Below are 14,542 nucleotides of genomic sequence, written 5' to 3'. Positions count from 1 at the left end.
CGCGCGCCGACGGTACGGTGCACCGCCGACGGCCACCGGCCGACTTTTGAACACTACCTGCGAGCCTCTGCGGGGCGACCGGGGGCGCCGGCCCGGCAGCACCCTCCGGGTGGTGCCCTCGGGTACGGCCCGACCGGCCCCCTCAGTCGTCCTCGCCGTACAGCCTCCGCCGGACCGACAGCAGTTCGAGCTCGGGCCGACCGGCGACCAGGCGCTCGCAGTTGTCGAGCACCTCACCGACATGACCGGCCTCCGCGGCCACCACGGCGACCGCGATCTGGGCCCGCCCGTGCAGGTCCAGACCGCCCACCTCGGCGACCGAGACCTCGAACCGGCGCAGTGCCGCCACGACCGGGCGGACATAGGAGCGCTTTTCTTTCAGCGACCGGGAATCCCCCGGCAGCAATACGTCGAAAACCGCGGTTCCAGTAAACATCGAGTGGACAATACCGCCCGGAGCCGCCGCATGATCAAGGGGTTTACGCCACGACGGGCGTAAACCCCTTGATCAGTTGCAGCTATCCGTCAGGCGCGGGTCTTCTCCCGCATCTCGAAGGTCTCGATGATGTCGCCAACCTGGACGTTGTTGTAGTTACCCAGGGTGAGACCGCATTCGAAGCCTTCGCGCACCTCGGTCGCGTCGTCCTTGAACCGCTTGAGCGAGCTGATCGTGAGGTTGTCCGCCACGACCGCCCCGTCGCGCAGCAGGCGCGCCTTGGCGTTACGCCGGATGATGCCCGAGCGGACGATACAACCGGAGATGTTACCGATCTTGGAGGACCGGAACACGTCGCGGATCTCCGCGCTGCCGAGCTCGACTTCCTCGTACTCCGGCTTGAGCAGGCCCTTGAGCGCCGCGTCGATCTCCTCGATGGCCTGGTAGATCACGGTGTAGTACCGGATCTCCACACCCTCGCGGTCGGCGATCTCGCGAACCTTGTTCGAGGCCCGCACGTTGAAGCCGATGATCGTCGCCGCCTCGGCCGACGCGCTCGCCAGCATCACGTTGCTTTCCGTGATGGCACCGACGCCACGGTCGAGGATCTTGAGCTGAACCTCCTCGGGGATGTCCAGCTTGAACAGCGCGTCCTCCAGGGCCTCCACCGAACCGGAGACATCGCCCTTGAGGATGAGGTTGAGCGAGGTCTTCTCGCCCTCCTTGATCTGCTCCATGAGCGTCTCAAGGGTCGCCCGGCCACGGGAGTTGGCGAAGCTCGCCGCCCGCCGCCGCGCCTGCCGCTGCTCGGCGATCTGCCGCACCGTACGGTCGTCCGCGGCGGCCAGGAACGTGTCCCCGGCGCTGGGCACCGCGGTCAGACCGAGCACCATGACCGGACGTGCCGGTCCGGCCTCGGCGACCTGGTTGCCGTTCTCGTCGAGCATCGCCCGGACACGTCCGTGCGCCCCACCGGCGACGATCGAGTCGCCGGCCCGCAGGGTGCCCTTCTGCACCAGCACCGTTGCCACCGCACCACGACCCTTGTCGAGGTGCGCCTCGACCGCGACACCCTGCGCCGGCCCGTCGATCGGAGCGGTCAGCTCCAGCGACGCGTCGGCGGTCAGCAGGATCGCCTCAAGCAGCTCGTCGATGCCGATGCCGGGCTTGGCCGCCACGTTGACGAACATGGTCTCGCCGCCGTACTCCTCGGCGACCAGGCCGTATTCGGTCAGCTGCTGGCGGACCTTGTCCGGGTTGGCCTCCGGCTTGTCGACCTTGTTCACCGCGACCACGATCGGCACGTCGGCCGCCTTGGCGTGGTTGAGCGCCTCGATCGTCTGCGGCATGACGCCGTCGTCGGCCGCGACCACCAGCACCACGATGTCGGTGACCTGGGCACCACGGGCACGCATGGCGGTGAACGCCTCGTGGCCCGGGGTGTCGATGAAGGTCAGCGCGCGCTCGTCGCCGTTGTGCGGAACCCACACCTGGTAGGCACCGATGTGCTGGGTGATGCCACCGGCCTCGCCCGCGACCATGTTGGTCTTGCGGATCGCGTCCAGCAGCTTGGTCTTACCGTGGTCGACGTGACCCATGACGGTCACCACCGGCGGACGGGTGACCAGCCGGGCCACGTCAACCTCGGCGTCGAGGTCGATGTTGAACTGCGCCAGCAGGGCACGGTCCTCGTCCTCCGGGCTGACGATCTGCACGTCGAAGCCGAGGTGCTCACCGAGGAGCAGCAGGGTCTCGTCCGAGCAGGACTGGGTCGCCGTGACCATCTCGCCCAGGTTGAACATCTCCTGGACCAGCGAACCGGGGTTGGCGTTGATCCGGTCGGCGAAGTCCGACAGCGAGGCACCGCGCGACAGCCGTACGACCTGGCCCTGACCTCGGGGGGCACCCGAGCTCATGGTCGGCGCGGACAGGTTGTCGAACTCTTGTCTGCGCTGCTTCTTGGACTTCCGACCACGGGTCGGCTTGCCACCCGGACGCCCGAAGGCACCCGCGGCACCGCCACCACGGCCACGACCGCCACCACCCGGACGGCCGCCACCGGCGCCCGCACCGGCCGGAGCCCCGCCACCGGGACCACCGCGGTAACCGCCGCCACCACCGGGGGCGCCACCGCCGCCACCCGGACGGAAGCCACCACCGGCACCGCCGCCACCACCCGGACGGAAGCCACCACCGGCGCCACCGCCACCACCGGGGCCGCCGCGGAAGCCGCCACCGGCACCGCCGCCGCCACCGGGACGACCCGCGCCGCCGCCGGGACCGCCCGGACGGCCGGGGCCGCCACCGGCGGGACGACCGGGACGCTGGGTCGGCATGGAGGCCGGGCTGGGCCGAGGCGGCATGGACGCCGGGCTCGGCCGGGGCGGCATCGACGCCGGGTTGGGCCGGGGTCCGCCGGAAGCGGCCGGACGCTGGCCACCCGGGGTGATGCCGAACGGATTGTTGCCACCGCTACGCGCCGGCGGACGACCACCGGGACCGGGCCGACCCGGGGCGGGAGCACCCGGAGTCGCCGGCCGGGCGGCCGGGGAACCCGGACGCGGCGGAACGGCGTTCGGACCCGGACGCGGCCGGGTCTGCGCGCCACCGTCGGCCGGCGGTTCCCGGCGTACGGTGTCGCGTTGCTGCTGACGGGCGGCCTGGGCGGCCTTGACCGCCGCCTCCTGCTCCGCCTTGAGAGCCGAGGCGCGCGCCTCGGCGGCCGCCACCTCGATGTCGTGCGCACTCGCCGGCTTGGCGGTCGGCGCGGCTGCGGCCGGCTGAGGGGGACCCGGAACCGGGCCCTTCGGCCGGGCCGGCGGCGCCGTGGGCCGGCGGGGCGGCATGGGCTTGGCGGAGATCCGCGGCTCACCCGGGTTTGCCCCGGGGGCCGCCGACGGGGCTGCCTGAGGGGTTGGGGTCGCCGGCGCGGCGGGGGCCGCCGCGGGGTTCGACGACGCGACGAACGCGCCGCGCAGCCGACGGGCGACAGGCGCCTCGACGGTGCTCGACGCGGACTTCACGAACTCGCCCATTTCCTTCAGCTTGGCGAGAACGGTCTTACTTTCGACCCCGAGCTCTTTTGCCAGCTCGTGTACGCGGGCCTTGCCTGCCACTGCACTCCTCACTCCGAGGTCGTGCGGGCAAGTACCCGCAACAACCTCACTCGTGCACTTGAAGCCTGGTCATTTCTGGGACTTCATCGTGTGCTCATGTCGGTCGTCCTACCTTGCTTGCGACCCTCGCCCGGCCGGATGGCCGGACGTAGTGGTTGACGCATCAATGTGCTCGGCCAGCGCCCCGGTGTCAGGAACACCGGGAACACGCAGCGCCCGCCCGAAGGCGCGGCGCCGCTGTGCCAGCGCGAAGCAAGCCGAGTCAAAGTGCAGATGCGCCCCCCGACCCGGCAACGTGCGGGCCGGATCAGGTCGGAGATTGTAGCCAACCCCGTCGCCGACCGCGACAATCCGCAGCAGATCGACAGCCGAAGCGCGTTTCCGACAGCCCACACAGGTGCGCTCCGGCCACACGCGTCGTACCACTGGCAAAGTCTACCCCTACCCGGCCGAGATCGCTCCGCCCGGCTCCGTCACGTGATCAGCACCGGCCCGCGCGCCGGTCGGCGCCGCGCTCGTCGCCTGCTCGTTGTCCGGCCGGATGTCGATCCGCCAACCGGTCAATCGGGCCGCCAACCGGGCGTTCTGGCCTTCCCGGCCGATCGCCAGCGAAAGCTGGAAGTCCGGCACCGTCACCCTGGCGGCACGGGCGGCCAGGTCGACCACCTCGACCCGCAACGCCTTGGCCGGCGACAACGCGTTGCCGACGAAGTTCGCCGGGTCGTCCGACCAGTCGATGATGTCGATCTTCTCGCCGTGCAGCTCGCTCATGACCGCGCGGACCCGCTGACCCATCGGGCCGATGCAGGCGCCCTTGGCGTTCACGCCCGGTACGGCAGACCGCACCGCGATCTTCGTACGGTGACCTGCCTCACGTGCGATCGCCGCGATCTCCACCGTGCCGTCCGCGATCTCCGGCACCTCCAGCGCGAAGAGCTTCTTCACCAGGTTCGGGTGGGAGCGGGACAGGGTGATCTGCGGACCCCGGAAGCCCTTGGCCACGTGCACCACCACGCACCGGATCCGCTGGCCGTGCCCGTAGATCTCGCCCGGCACCTGCTCGGGCGAAGGCAGCACCGCCTCCAACTTGCCCAGGTCGACGCTGACGATGCCCTTCTCGGCCCGCCCCTCGTGCGCCTGCACCACGCCGGTGACCAGGTCACCCTCGCGGCCGACGTACTCGCCGAAGTGCACCTCGTCGGTGGCCTCCCGCAGCCGCTGGAGGATCACCTGCTTGGCGGTCATCGCCGCGATCCGGCCGAAGTCGTGCGGGGTGTCGTCCCACTCCCGGCTGACCACGCCCGCGTCGTCGACCTCCTGGGCGTAGACCAGGGCGGCCCCGGTCTTACGGTCGATCTCCACCCGGGAGTGCGACTCCGAGCCCTCGGTGTGCCGGTAGGCGGTCAGCAACGCGGTCTCGATCGCCGCGAGGATCGTGTCGAACGGAATCTCCCGCTCGCGCTCCAGGGCGCGCAGCGCCGCGAGGTCGATGTTCACCTCTTCTCGCCCTCCACATCTTCGTCGTCGGTGTCGTCGATATCGAGCAGGTCGTCGTCGTGCATGTCAGGCTGGCCGTCATCGTGCGGCTCGGACTCGTCGTCGTCGGAGTCGTCATCCGGGTCGGAGTCGTCGTCCCCGTCGGAGTCGTCGTCGAACTCCACCAGATCGGAGTCCGCCACCTCGTCGAGCCGGTTGAATTCCACCTGCACCCGACCGGGACCGAGATCCGCGTAGGCCCACTCCCCGGACGTACCGTCCAGGTCGAACCGCACCCGCTCGTCGTCGGCGGCGACCACCCGTCCGGTGATCTGCCGCTCGCCGGTCGGCCGGTCGCCGGGGGCCGGTTCCGCCGCCCGCTGCTCCGGCGCGGGCTGGCCACCGCCCCTCGTGGTGACCTTGACCAGTCGGCCGACGTTACGCCGCCAGTGCCGGGGCAGGGTCAGCGGCCGGTCCACGCCGGGCGAGCTGACCTCAAGCTGGTATTCCCCGGCGACCAGGTCGCCGCCGGATTCCTCGGCCAGGTCCAGGGCGGCCGAGACGGCCCGGGACACGTCGGCCACCGCGTCGAGGTTGATCCCGCTGTCGCCGTCCACGATGATCCGCACCACGTGCCGGCGGCCGGCTCGGGCGACCGAGACGTCCTCCAGGTCGTAGCCCGCGGCGACCACCACCGGCTCGATCACGGCCCGTAGTCGGGCCCGACGAGCCGTAAGATCACCGCGAGGGCGCTCCACCGGGCGCCGCTCACCAGCCCGCGGCCCAGCCGTCGACCGGCTGGTAGCGCGGCCACGCTGCGTCATATCCGCACTCCTTTCCGAATCGTCGGCGGCCCCTTGCGGGCAGCCATGCCAGTTCGCCACCGGGCCCAGATGCGCCCGGCGGCTGCGCAGAGCGTAACGCGCGGGCCGACCGGCGAGCCGGGCGGCGCACCGGGGCGAACGGTACGCCCGGTGCGAGCCTTGCGCCCGGTGTCCGCGTCGCATGGTGTTGACTTGCCCGGTGCGGACCGCGGAGACCAACCAGAACCATCGCGTACGGGGGCGGTCCCGACGCGACCTGATCCGGGCGGCCGGCCTGGTGGCGCTGGCCACCGGGGCGGGCTCACTGAGCGGCTGCGGGCTGTTCGGGGACGAACCGCCACCGCCACCGCCCGATCCGCTCGCTCCCCTGGTCACCGAAGCGTTCGACCTGGCCGACCGGTACGACGTCGCCGTGGCGGGTTTTCCCGAGCTCGCCGACCGGCTCGGTCCGGTGGCGCAGGCGCACCGGGCACACGCCGCCGAACTCGCCCGGGTGACCGGCACCGCGCTGCCGAGCGGCAGCCCGACGGTCGGCGCGTCGGCGGGCACGTCGACGCCGGCCGGGGACGCGAAGAGTGCCCTGGCGGCTTTGCGGGCGGCCGAGGTCGAGGGCCGGGAGACCATGGCCAGGGCCTGCGCCGAGGCACCGGCGAGCCGGGCGGTCCTGCTCGGCACCATCGCCGCGGCCCGAGCCACCCATCTGGAGGTGCTGCGGTGAACCCGAGCGGGGACGGACGGACGAACGGACTGGGCACGGCGCTCGCCGCGGAACACGCGGCGATCTTCGCGTACGGGCCGATCGGGGTGCGGCTCACCGGCCCCCAGGCCGCCGACGCGCGGGCCGCCGAGGCCGCCCACCGAACCCGGCGGGATGCGCTCGTGCTGCTGCTGACCGCCGGCGGTGGCACCGCGCCCCCGGCGTCGGCCAGTTACGAGCTGCCGTTCCCGGTCACCGATCCGGCGGCGGCGCTGCGGTTGGCGGTGGAGATCGAGGAACGTACCGGCGCGGTGTGGCGGGCGGCGTTGGCCACCACCACCGGGGCGGAACGCGGCCGGGCGCTGGACGCGCTGACCGACTGCGCCGTACGGGCCACCCGGTGGCGGCGCAGCGCCGGGGTCACCCCCGCCACGGTGGCCTTTCCCGGCCGGCCGGCCTGACCGCTGTCGCGGGTCACCGAGCCGCCGAGCCGTGGAGTGCACCGATCGGACACCGGCTTGCCAGCGGGATACCCGGTATACATACTCGGTAGCCGTGTCCATCCGCTACGGCCTGCTGGCCCTGCTCGAACGCGGGCCGATGTACGGCTACCAGCTCCGGTCCGCCTTCGAGGAGTCGATCGGCGCCACCTGGCCGCTCAACATCGGGCAGGTCTACACCACCCTCGGCCGCCTGGTCCGGGACGAGTTGGTCGAATCGTTGCCGGAGCACGAGGCCGGGCAGCGGCCGTACCGGATCACCGAGGCCGGTCGGACCGAGCTGGTGGGCTGGTTCGAGACGGCGATCGGCCGGATCGACCGGCCCCGGGACGAACTGACGATCAAACTGGCGCTGGCCCTGGCCACCCCGGGCATCGACGTCGACCGGGTGGTGCACACCCAGCGGGCGGCGAGCAAGCGGGCGCTACAGGAGTTCGTCCGGCGCAAGATCCGCGACACCCGCGCCGACAACGTGTCCGGGCGGCTGGTGCTGGACGCGATGATCTTCCAGACCGAGGCGGAGATCCGCTGGCTGGACCACTGCGCGGAGAGCATCGGCGGGTCCGACCCGCGCCCCGGCGCCGAGCAGCCGTAGCGCCGCTGTCGAGCCGCCGCCGGGCTCCCGCCGGCACCCGGACAGCACCCCGTCCCCGGACAGCACCTCTTGCCGTACAGCGTCCGACCCCGACGGCCCGGTTCCGGACAGCGCCCGATTCCGTACCGGGCGGGGGGTTTCCTTTTCCGTGGAAACCGACACACTGTGGCGATGTCCGCACTCGGTACGCTCGCCCGCCGGTTCAGCCACCGGCGCTGGTTCGCCCGGACGATCCGGTTCGTCGTCCCGGTCGACCGGCTGATCGGCCGCCTGACCCGGGGACGGGTGGTGGCCCTCGGCATCGCTCCGTCGCTGATCATCACGACCACCGGTCGCCGGTCGGGGCAGCCCCGCAGCAACCCGCTGCTCTACGTCCGCGACGGCGACGCGTACGTGGTGATCGGCTCGAACTGGGGCCAGACCCAGCACCCCGCCTGGTCGCTCAATCTGCTGGCCGAGCCCACCGCCACGGTCACCCTCGACGGCCACCGGCTCCCGGTGCGGGCCACCCTGGCGCAGGGCGCGCAACGGGAGCGGCTGTGGCAGGTGCTGCTGGCCGAGTGGCCGGCGTACCGGACCTACGTGGAACGGGCCGGCGGACGGGACCTGCGGATCTTCCGGCTGGTCCCGGACGGCCCCGCCGCCGCCGTCCCGGAACCCCGCGAACCTCGGCCCTGAGCCGGGCAGGCACCCGAGGCCGGTTCAGCCGAGCGGGCCGTCCAGCCCGATCAACCGGCCGACCAGGTACGTCACCACGGCCGCCGCCACGCCCAGCAGCAGTTGCCGGCTGCCACTGATCCACCAGGGCCGGCTGGTGAACCGGGCGACCAGCGCACCGGCCACGAACAGGCCCACCGCGCCGACCCCGAGGGCCAGCCAGAGGTTGGTGAAGCCGAGCAGGTAGGTCAACAGCGGCACCAGGGCACCGATCGAGAAGCAGACCGTCGACAGGACGGCCGCGGTCCACGGGCTGGGCTGCTCGTCCGGATCGACCCCGAGTTCCTCGCGTACGTGCACCCGCAGCGCCTCTTCCGGATTGCTCCGCAACGCCGTGGCCACCTGTTCGGCGAGATGCCGGGGCAGTCCGCGCTGCACCCAGGCGTCGGCCAGCTCCTGCGCCTCCGCCTCCGGGTGCCGTTCCAGCTCCCGGCGCTCCTTGGCCACCTCGGCGGCCAGTTGCTCGTTCTGCGAGCGGACGCTGGTGTACTCGCCGAGGCCCATCGAGATCGCCCCGGCGACCAGGCCGGCGATACCGGTCAGCACGATGGTGCGGGGCGCTATGCCGCCCCCGCCGACCCCCGCGATCAGCGCGATGTTGGTGACCAGGCCGTCCATCGCGCCGAAGACGGCGGGTCGCAGCCAGCCACCGGAGACGTCGGCGTGGTGGTCCTCCCGCAGTGCTGCCGCCGGGGAGTCGGTCACGGCAGGGTGAGAATCTCGTGACCGTCCTCGGTGACCAGGATCGTGTGCTCGAACTGGGCGGTCCACCGCCGGTCCTTGGTCACCACGGTCCAGCCGTCGGCCCACATGTCGTACTCGTGCGTACCGAGGGTGATCATCGGTTCGATGGTGAAGGTCATTCCCGGTTCCATCACGTCGGTCGGCCGGGGGCTGTCGTAGTGGGGGACGTAGAGCCCACTGTGGAAAGCCTCGCCGATGCCGTGGCCGGTGAAGTCGCGTACGACGCCGTAGTCGAACCGGCGGGCGTACGACTCGATCACCCGGCCGATGACGTTGATCTGTCGGCCGGGGGCGACCGCCCGGATGCCCCGCATCATGGCCTCGTGGGTCCGCTCCACCAGCAGCCGGTTGGATTCCGTCACCTCGCCCACGCAGAAGGTGGCGTCGGTGTCGCCGTGTACGCCGTCGACGAAGGCGGTGACGTCGACGTTGATGATGTCGCCGTCCTCCAGCACCGTGGTATCCGGGATGCCGTGGCAGATGACCTCGTTCAGGCTGGTGCAGCACGACTTGGGGAAGCCCCGGTAGCCCAGCGTCGACGGGTACGCGCCCTGGTCGATCAGGAACTCGTGCACCACCCGGTCGATCTCGTCCGTGGTAACCCCCGGCTTGCAGTGCTCACCCGCGAGCTGCGTGGCCTGCGCGGCGATCCGCCCGGCGACCCGCATCTTCTCGATCGTCTCGGCGGTCTGCACGTGCGACCCGCGCCACTGGGCGGGCCGCTTCTTGCCGACGTACTCCGGTCGGGCGATCCGGGGTGGCACCGGCCGCCACGGGGACAGCGTGCCTGGGGTGAGTGGTGCACGGACGTTCATGCATCCAGCCTATCGCCGGGGCCGGTGGCACTCGCCGCGCCGTGACTCCCGCCACGACGCGATCCGCCGCTGGCAACCCCCGACGCGGCGACCGCTCGGATTCCGGACCGGGTCGATCCGGCTGATCAAATCGGGCTGATCAAATCCGGCTGGTCGGACCGGGTGGTCGGACCGGGTGGTCGGACCGGGTGGTCGGACCGGGTGGTCGAGCCGGCTGGTCGGACCGGGTGGTCGAGCCGGCTGGTCGGACCGGGTGGTCGAGCCGGACGGTCGGACCGGGTGGTCGAGCCGGACGGCCGGACCGGGGTCAGGAGGACAACCGTCGCCAGAAGGTCACCTCGGTGCCCTCGGCGGTACGGCTCACGCTCAGCTCGCCGAGTGCCCGGATCAGCTCCAGGCCCCGGCCCCGGAAACCGGGGTCGTGCGCCTCCCGCCACTGGCCGCTGTCCCGTACGGTCGCCACCACCGTGCCGTCCACGACGGCCACCTCGACGGTGATCATCCGATCGGCCGGCGCCACCGGATGCTCGATCGCGTTCGCCGCCGCCTCGGAGACCGCGACGACGAGGTCGAAAAGATCCTCCTCACCCACCTGGTGTTCGGTGAGGAAGTCGAGCAACCGCTGACGCAGTGCGCTCAGCTTGGTCGGGTCCGCCGGCAGGCGCAGGGCGAACCGGTTGGGGGCGGCCTCCGCGAGTGCCAGAACGGCGACCTGCTCGGCCCTCGGTCGGCGCGGCGCCTGGACGAATCGCACCTGGACCAGCTCCTCTATCTCCTCCTCGCCCGGTCCGACCGGGATGGCCGCCACCGGCCGGGACGACTCCCACGCCGGGCGGAACGGGAAGATCACGTCGGACGGCGGCTCGACCGGGGTGGGTGCCCGCGCGGGGACGGCGCTGTGGAACAGCAACCGGGCGCCCGGCGCCAGCCGGCTGTCGACTGTTTCGTACCGGGTGTCGGATCGGGCCCCGACCGGCGGGCCGAGCGGACGCCGGTGCAGCAGGTCGATCCGGCCGTCGGGGCCCAGGCAGAGCGGCGACGGGTGTCCGGCGCTGGCGTAACAGAGCCGGCCCGTGCGGGTTTCGAACCGGAGGCAGACCACTATCGCGTACGACCCGCGCAGCGCGTTGCCGAACCGCCGGTTGAGCCGGGTGAGGGCGATTCCGGGGGCGACTCCGGCGAGCAGGTCCGCCAGCAGCGCCGTACGCAGTTGCCCCATCGCCGCGACGGCCGGCACACCGGTCCCGAGCACATCCCCGACCACCAGCACGAGCTGGCCGTCGGCTCCGGTGATGGCGTCGTACCATTCCTCGCCACCACTGGCGGTGCCGGTGCCGCCGACCGTACCGCTGTCGGTGCCGCCGACCGTACCGCTGTCGGTGCCGCCGACCGTACCGCTGTCGGTGCCGCCGACCGTACCGCTGTCGCCGACCGTGCCGGCGGCGGTGTCGGTGGCGTCGACAGTTGTGGCGGTGGCGCCGCCGACCGTGGTGGTGCCGGTGTCGACGGGTGGTTGGCGCGTCCCGTGCACCGGATCGGCCTGGTGCCGGCGGCCGTCTCCTGCCGGGCCCGAGCTCATTTCGCCTCCTGCTCCCGCCGGTGGGGAGTGCCGTTCAGCCCTCTCACCGTGTCCGCCCAGTACCCGATCGGAGCAGCACCGTAACGCTTTGATCGAGGCCAGTTGAGTGGCGTGGCGGACCCCATACCGACGGTGACCACGACCGGAGCAACCCAGCAGAGCCGCACACCGAACCCGGCGACCAGCCCCAAAATCCCCCCTCCCCCTCCCCCCCTCCCCCTCCCCCGGCGCTCGCGATCTAGGGCATATGGTGGTGATTGAAGATCAACTCACACGTATTTGCCCTAGATCGCGAGCGAGAGGGGGCGCGGGGGGCGCGGGGGGTTAGGCCGTGGCTAGGCCTATTACCCAGGTTAGGGCTATGGCTAGGGCTACGCTCAGTTCGACCAGCATGGCTAGGCCGAATGCCTTGAGGGCGTCCTTGGTGGACGGCCAGGCGAGGCGGTTGTCGCCCAGGCGGAGTCGCTCGGCCAGCCACACCCCGAGCACGAACCCGAGGACCAGGCCGACCACCGGTACGACGAAGAAGCCCACCAGCCCGAGTACGCCGCCGGCCAGCAGCGTGCTGTTCGGCACCCCGGTCCGCTTCAGGTTCCGCCCCGGCCAGGCGTACTTGATGATGGTTCCGACCAGGGTGAGCACGGTGACGATGGCGAGGACCACCCACCGGCCCCCACCGCCGTCGTCGAAGATCGCCCAGATCAGTACGCCGCCCCAGCACAGCGGCAGGGCCGGCAGCACGGGCATGAGCACGCCGATGATGCCGGCCAGGATGACCAGTCCACTCAGGAGAGTGACCAGGGAGTCGGTGTCCGTCAGATCCACCCGGTCAGCCTGCCCTACCCGAGCCGGATCCGCGTAGTCGTGCGGTGATCTCGTCCGCCGCGACCGGTGCCCCGAAGTACCGGCCCTGCCCGGTGTCGCAGGTCAGCGCCCGCAACCTGTCCGCCTGCCCGGCGGTCTCCACCGCCTCGGCGGTCACCGACAGGCCCAGCGCGTGCGCCAGCCGGACCAGCGCGTCCACGATCCGCTCGTCGACCGGGGCGAGCGGATCACCGGTCCGGATCCCCTCGACGAACGGGGCGGCGAGCTTGAGCGTGTGGAACGGCAGCCGCCGCAGGTACGCCAGGTTCGAGTAGCCGGTGCCGAAGTCGTCGATGGCCAGCCGTACGCCGAGCGCGGCGAGTCGCCGCAGCGAACGTACCGGCTCGCCGCCGGTGGCCATCAGCGCACTCTCGGTGATCTCCAGTTGCAGCAGTTCGGGCGGGAGGCCGGTCTCGGCCAGCACGTCGGCCACCATGTCGACCACCCCCGGGTCGTTTGCCTGGCGTACGGCCAGGTTGACGCTGACCACGAGGTGGGCGTCGGGGAACTCCCGCCGCCAGCGGCTGCCGTACGCGCACGCCTGGTGCAGTACCCAGCGGCCGAGCCGGATGATCAGCCCGGTCTCCTCGGCCAGCCCGATGAACTGGTCCGGGCCGAGCAGTCCCAGCTCCGGATGCCGCCACCGGACCAGCGCCTCGACCGCCCGGGTCGACCCGTCGGCCAGTGCCACGATCGGCTGGTAGTCAACGGTGAACTCGCCCCGCTCCAGCGCCGCCGGCAGTTTCGCGGCGAGGCCCGCGCGGGCGTTGTCCCGGGCACCGCGCTCGGGGTCGTAGACGGCCCACCGCCCCCGGCCGTCCGCCTTGGCCCAGTAGAGGGTGGCGTCCGCGGCCTTCATCAGGTCGGTCGGGTGGGTCCCGGCGAGCGGGCCCTCGACCAGGCCGATGCTGGCCGAGACCTCAAGCTGCTGGTCGCCGACCTGCACCGGGCGGGCGACGGTGGCCAGGGCGACCTCCGCCACCTCGATCACCTCCGGCGACCCGCTGCTGTCCTCGACCAGGATGACGAACTCGTCGCCGCCCATCCGGGCCACCAGGTGGCCGCGGGCGGAGACGGATTCGGCGAGCCGCCGGGCGACCACCACCAGCAGGCGGTCGCCGAGGTCGTGCCCGAGGCTGTCGTTGATCGCCTTGAAGCCGTCGAGGTCGAGGAAGCAGAGGCCGACCCGGTCGGTCGGGTCGCCGTCGGCGAAGACCGCCGCCAGCCGGTCGAAGAACAGGGTACGGTTCGGCAGCCCGGTCAGCGGGTCGTGCAGCGCCTGGAAGCGGAGCCGCTGCTGGAGCGCGTACCGTTCGGTGATGTCCTCGGCCATGGCCACGATGAACCTCGGCCGGCCGTCGTCGTGCCGGATCAGCGAGAGCGCGAGGTCGGTCCAGACGACGTCGCCGTCCTTGCGCCGATAGCGCTTCTCCACCCGGGCGGTTTCCCGCTTGCCCTCGATGAGTTCCCGGTAGAGCTCGCCGAGCGGCCCCGCGTCCTCCGGGTGGCAGAGCGCGGTGACGTCGGTGTCGCGCAGTTCGGTGACGGAGTAGCCGAGCATCTCGGCGAACGCCTGGTTGGCGTCCATGATCCGGCCGCCGGTGTCGGCGATGCCGATGCCCAGCGCCGCTCCGGTGAAGACGGCCCGGAACCGCGCCTCGCTGTCCCGCAGCGCCTGTTCGGTCTCGTCCCGCGCCTGCCAGGCCGAGCGGCTGATCCGCTCCTGCTGGCTGAACGTCAGCTCGCGCAGCGCCCGCGCGAAGCCGGCCGCCAGGCCGCCCTGCAACTGGATGATCCGCTGCCGTACGGCCGGTGAGTCGGGTCGTTCGGGCAGCACCGCGGCGGCGAACCCGGTGCCGAGCGCGCGGACCGACCAGTCGAGCATGGCCGGGTCGGTGAGGTGTGCCCCGACCAGGGCACGGCCGATGTCGTCCGCCGGGTCGGGGCTGAACGGTTCGGCGAGCAGTGCCTGCGCGAGACGTACGGCGTGCACCGTCAGCAGGCGTTCGGTCTCCGCCGCGCTCATCGGTACGAAGCCGAGCCGGGTGACGGCACCGGCCCACTGTTGGGCGTACCGGTGCACACCGGCCCGGCTGAACTCCTCGCCGCCGGCCGGTGGTACGGGTGCCGGCACGGCTAGCCGCCGAGGGGTCCGGACGGAGCCGCCCGCCGTCCGGCA

The 14,542-nt window shown here is 72.0% G+C and carries 13 protein-coding genes and 1 pseudogene; 4 read left to right on the top strand and 10 right to left on the bottom strand.

Features of this window, described 5'->3' with window-relative positions; genetic code table 11:
• Positions 1–142: 142 nt before the first annotated feature.
• The 5 genes and pseudogenes from OG792_RS07010 to rimP form a co-directional block, all read right to left on the bottom strand.
• Positions 143–436, bottom strand: coding sequence for a DUF503 domain-containing protein (locus tag OG792_RS07010; protein ID WP_329108407.1), 294 nt, complete (start codon positions 434–436; stop codon positions 143–145).
• An 89-nt stretch (positions 437–525) separates the two neighbouring features.
• On the bottom strand, positions 526–3,552 hold the full coding sequence (infB, locus tag OG792_RS07005) for a translation initiation factor IF-2 (protein ID WP_329108406.1): 3,027 nt from the start codon (positions 3,550–3,552) through the stop codon (positions 526–528).
• A 108-nt stretch (positions 3,553–3,660) separates the two neighbouring features.
• Positions 3,661–3,945 (bottom strand): YlxR family protein, encoded by a 285-nt coding sequence (locus OG792_RS07000; RefSeq protein ID WP_442932447.1) that lies wholly within the window; start codon positions 3,943–3,945, stop codon positions 3,661–3,663.
• A gap of 48 nt (positions 3,946–3,993) precedes the next feature.
• Positions 3,994–5,049, bottom strand: a complete 1,056-nt coding sequence (nusA, locus tag OG792_RS06995; protein WP_329108405.1) for a transcription termination factor NusA — start codon at positions 5,047–5,049, stop codon at positions 3,994–3,996.
• A gap of 89 nt (positions 5,050–5,138) precedes the next feature.
• A pseudogene (gene rimP / locus OG792_RS06990) lies at positions 5,139–5,852 on the bottom strand (ribosome maturation factor RimP); the annotation flags it as partial.
• A gap of 199 nt (positions 5,853–6,051) precedes the next feature.
• Here rimP and OG792_RS06985 point away from each other — a divergent pair.
• From OG792_RS06985 to OG792_RS06970, 4 genes are all read left to right on the top strand, one after another.
• Positions 6,052–6,570, top strand: coding sequence for a hypothetical protein (locus OG792_RS06985; protein ID WP_329108404.1), 519 nt, complete (start codon positions 6,052–6,054; stop codon positions 6,568–6,570).
• Positions 6,567–7,010, top strand: a complete 444-nt coding sequence (locus OG792_RS06980; protein WP_329108403.1) for a ferritin-like domain-containing protein — start codon at positions 6,567–6,569, stop codon at positions 7,008–7,010. Before OG792_RS06985 ends, OG792_RS06980 begins: the two co-directional genes overlap by 4 nt.
• A 94-nt stretch (positions 7,011–7,104) precedes the next feature.
• On the top strand, positions 7,105–7,644 hold the full coding sequence (locus tag OG792_RS06975; protein ID WP_329108402.1) for a PadR family transcriptional regulator: 540 nt from the start codon (positions 7,105–7,107) through the stop codon (positions 7,642–7,644).
• Positions 7,645–7,815: 171 nt separating this feature from the next.
• Entirely contained in the window at positions 7,816–8,322 is a 507-nt protein-coding gene (locus OG792_RS06970) for a nitroreductase family deazaflavin-dependent oxidoreductase (RefSeq protein WP_329108401.1), read from the top strand.
• A 24-nt stretch (positions 8,323–8,346) separates the two neighbouring features.
• Here OG792_RS06970 and OG792_RS06965 read toward each other — a convergent pair whose 3' ends face one another.
• From OG792_RS06965 to OG792_RS06945, 5 genes are all read right to left on the bottom strand, one after another.
• A complete protein-coding gene (locus tag OG792_RS06965; RefSeq protein ID WP_329108400.1) occupies positions 8,347–9,066 on the bottom strand; it encodes a VIT1/CCC1 transporter family protein in 720 nt (239 codons plus the stop codon).
• On the bottom strand, positions 9,063–9,920 hold the full coding sequence (map, locus tag OG792_RS06960; protein ID WP_329108399.1) for a type I methionyl aminopeptidase: 858 nt from the start codon (positions 9,918–9,920) through the stop codon (positions 9,063–9,065). The genes OG792_RS06965 and map overlap by 4 nt, the downstream gene beginning before the upstream one ends.
• A gap of 307 nt (positions 9,921–10,227) precedes the next feature.
• A complete protein-coding gene (locus OG792_RS06955) occupies positions 10,228–11,499 on the bottom strand; it encodes an ATP-binding SpoIIE family protein phosphatase (RefSeq protein WP_329108398.1) in 1,272 nt (423 codons plus the stop codon).
• Between the two features lie 324 nt (positions 11,500–11,823).
• Complete coding sequence (locus tag OG792_RS06950) at positions 11,824–12,324, bottom strand: DUF456 domain-containing protein (protein WP_329108397.1); 501 nt, start codon at positions 12,322–12,324, stop codon at positions 11,824–11,826.
• Between the two features lie 4 nt (positions 12,325–12,328).
• Positions 12,329–14,497: a putative bifunctional diguanylate cyclase/phosphodiesterase gene (locus tag OG792_RS06945; protein ID WP_329108396.1), complete on the bottom strand. Its 2,169-nt coding sequence runs from the start codon at positions 14,495–14,497 to the stop codon at positions 12,329–12,331.
• Between the last annotated feature and the right edge of the window lie 45 nt (positions 14,498–14,542).

It is taken from the genome of Micromonospora sp. NBC_01699, assembly GCF_036250065.1.
GTDB lineage: Bacteria > Actinomycetota > Actinomycetes > Mycobacteriales > Micromonosporaceae > Micromonospora_G.
The sequence above is the reverse complement of the archived record's forward strand: the minus strand, read 5'-3'. Positions and strand labels throughout refer to the sequence as shown.

What these genes read in the sequence shown, in the direction of transcription:
- map (WP_329108399.1), bottom strand. Translation starts at nt 9,920, where the DNA reads ATGAACGTCCGTGCACCACTCACCCCAGGCACGCTGTCCCCGTGGCGG.
- OG792_RS06955 (WP_329108398.1), bottom strand. Translation starts at nt 11,499, where the DNA reads ATGAGCTCGGGCCCGGCAGGAGACGGCCGCCGGCACCAGGCCGATCCG.
- OG792_RS06970 (WP_329108401.1), top strand. Translation starts at nt 7,816, where the DNA reads ATGTCCGCACTCGGTACGCTCGCCCGCCGGTTCAGCCACCGGCGCTGG.
- OG792_RS07010 (WP_329108407.1), bottom strand. Translation starts at nt 436, where the DNA reads ATGTTTACTGGAACCGCGGTTTTCGACGTATTGCTGCCGGGGGATTCC.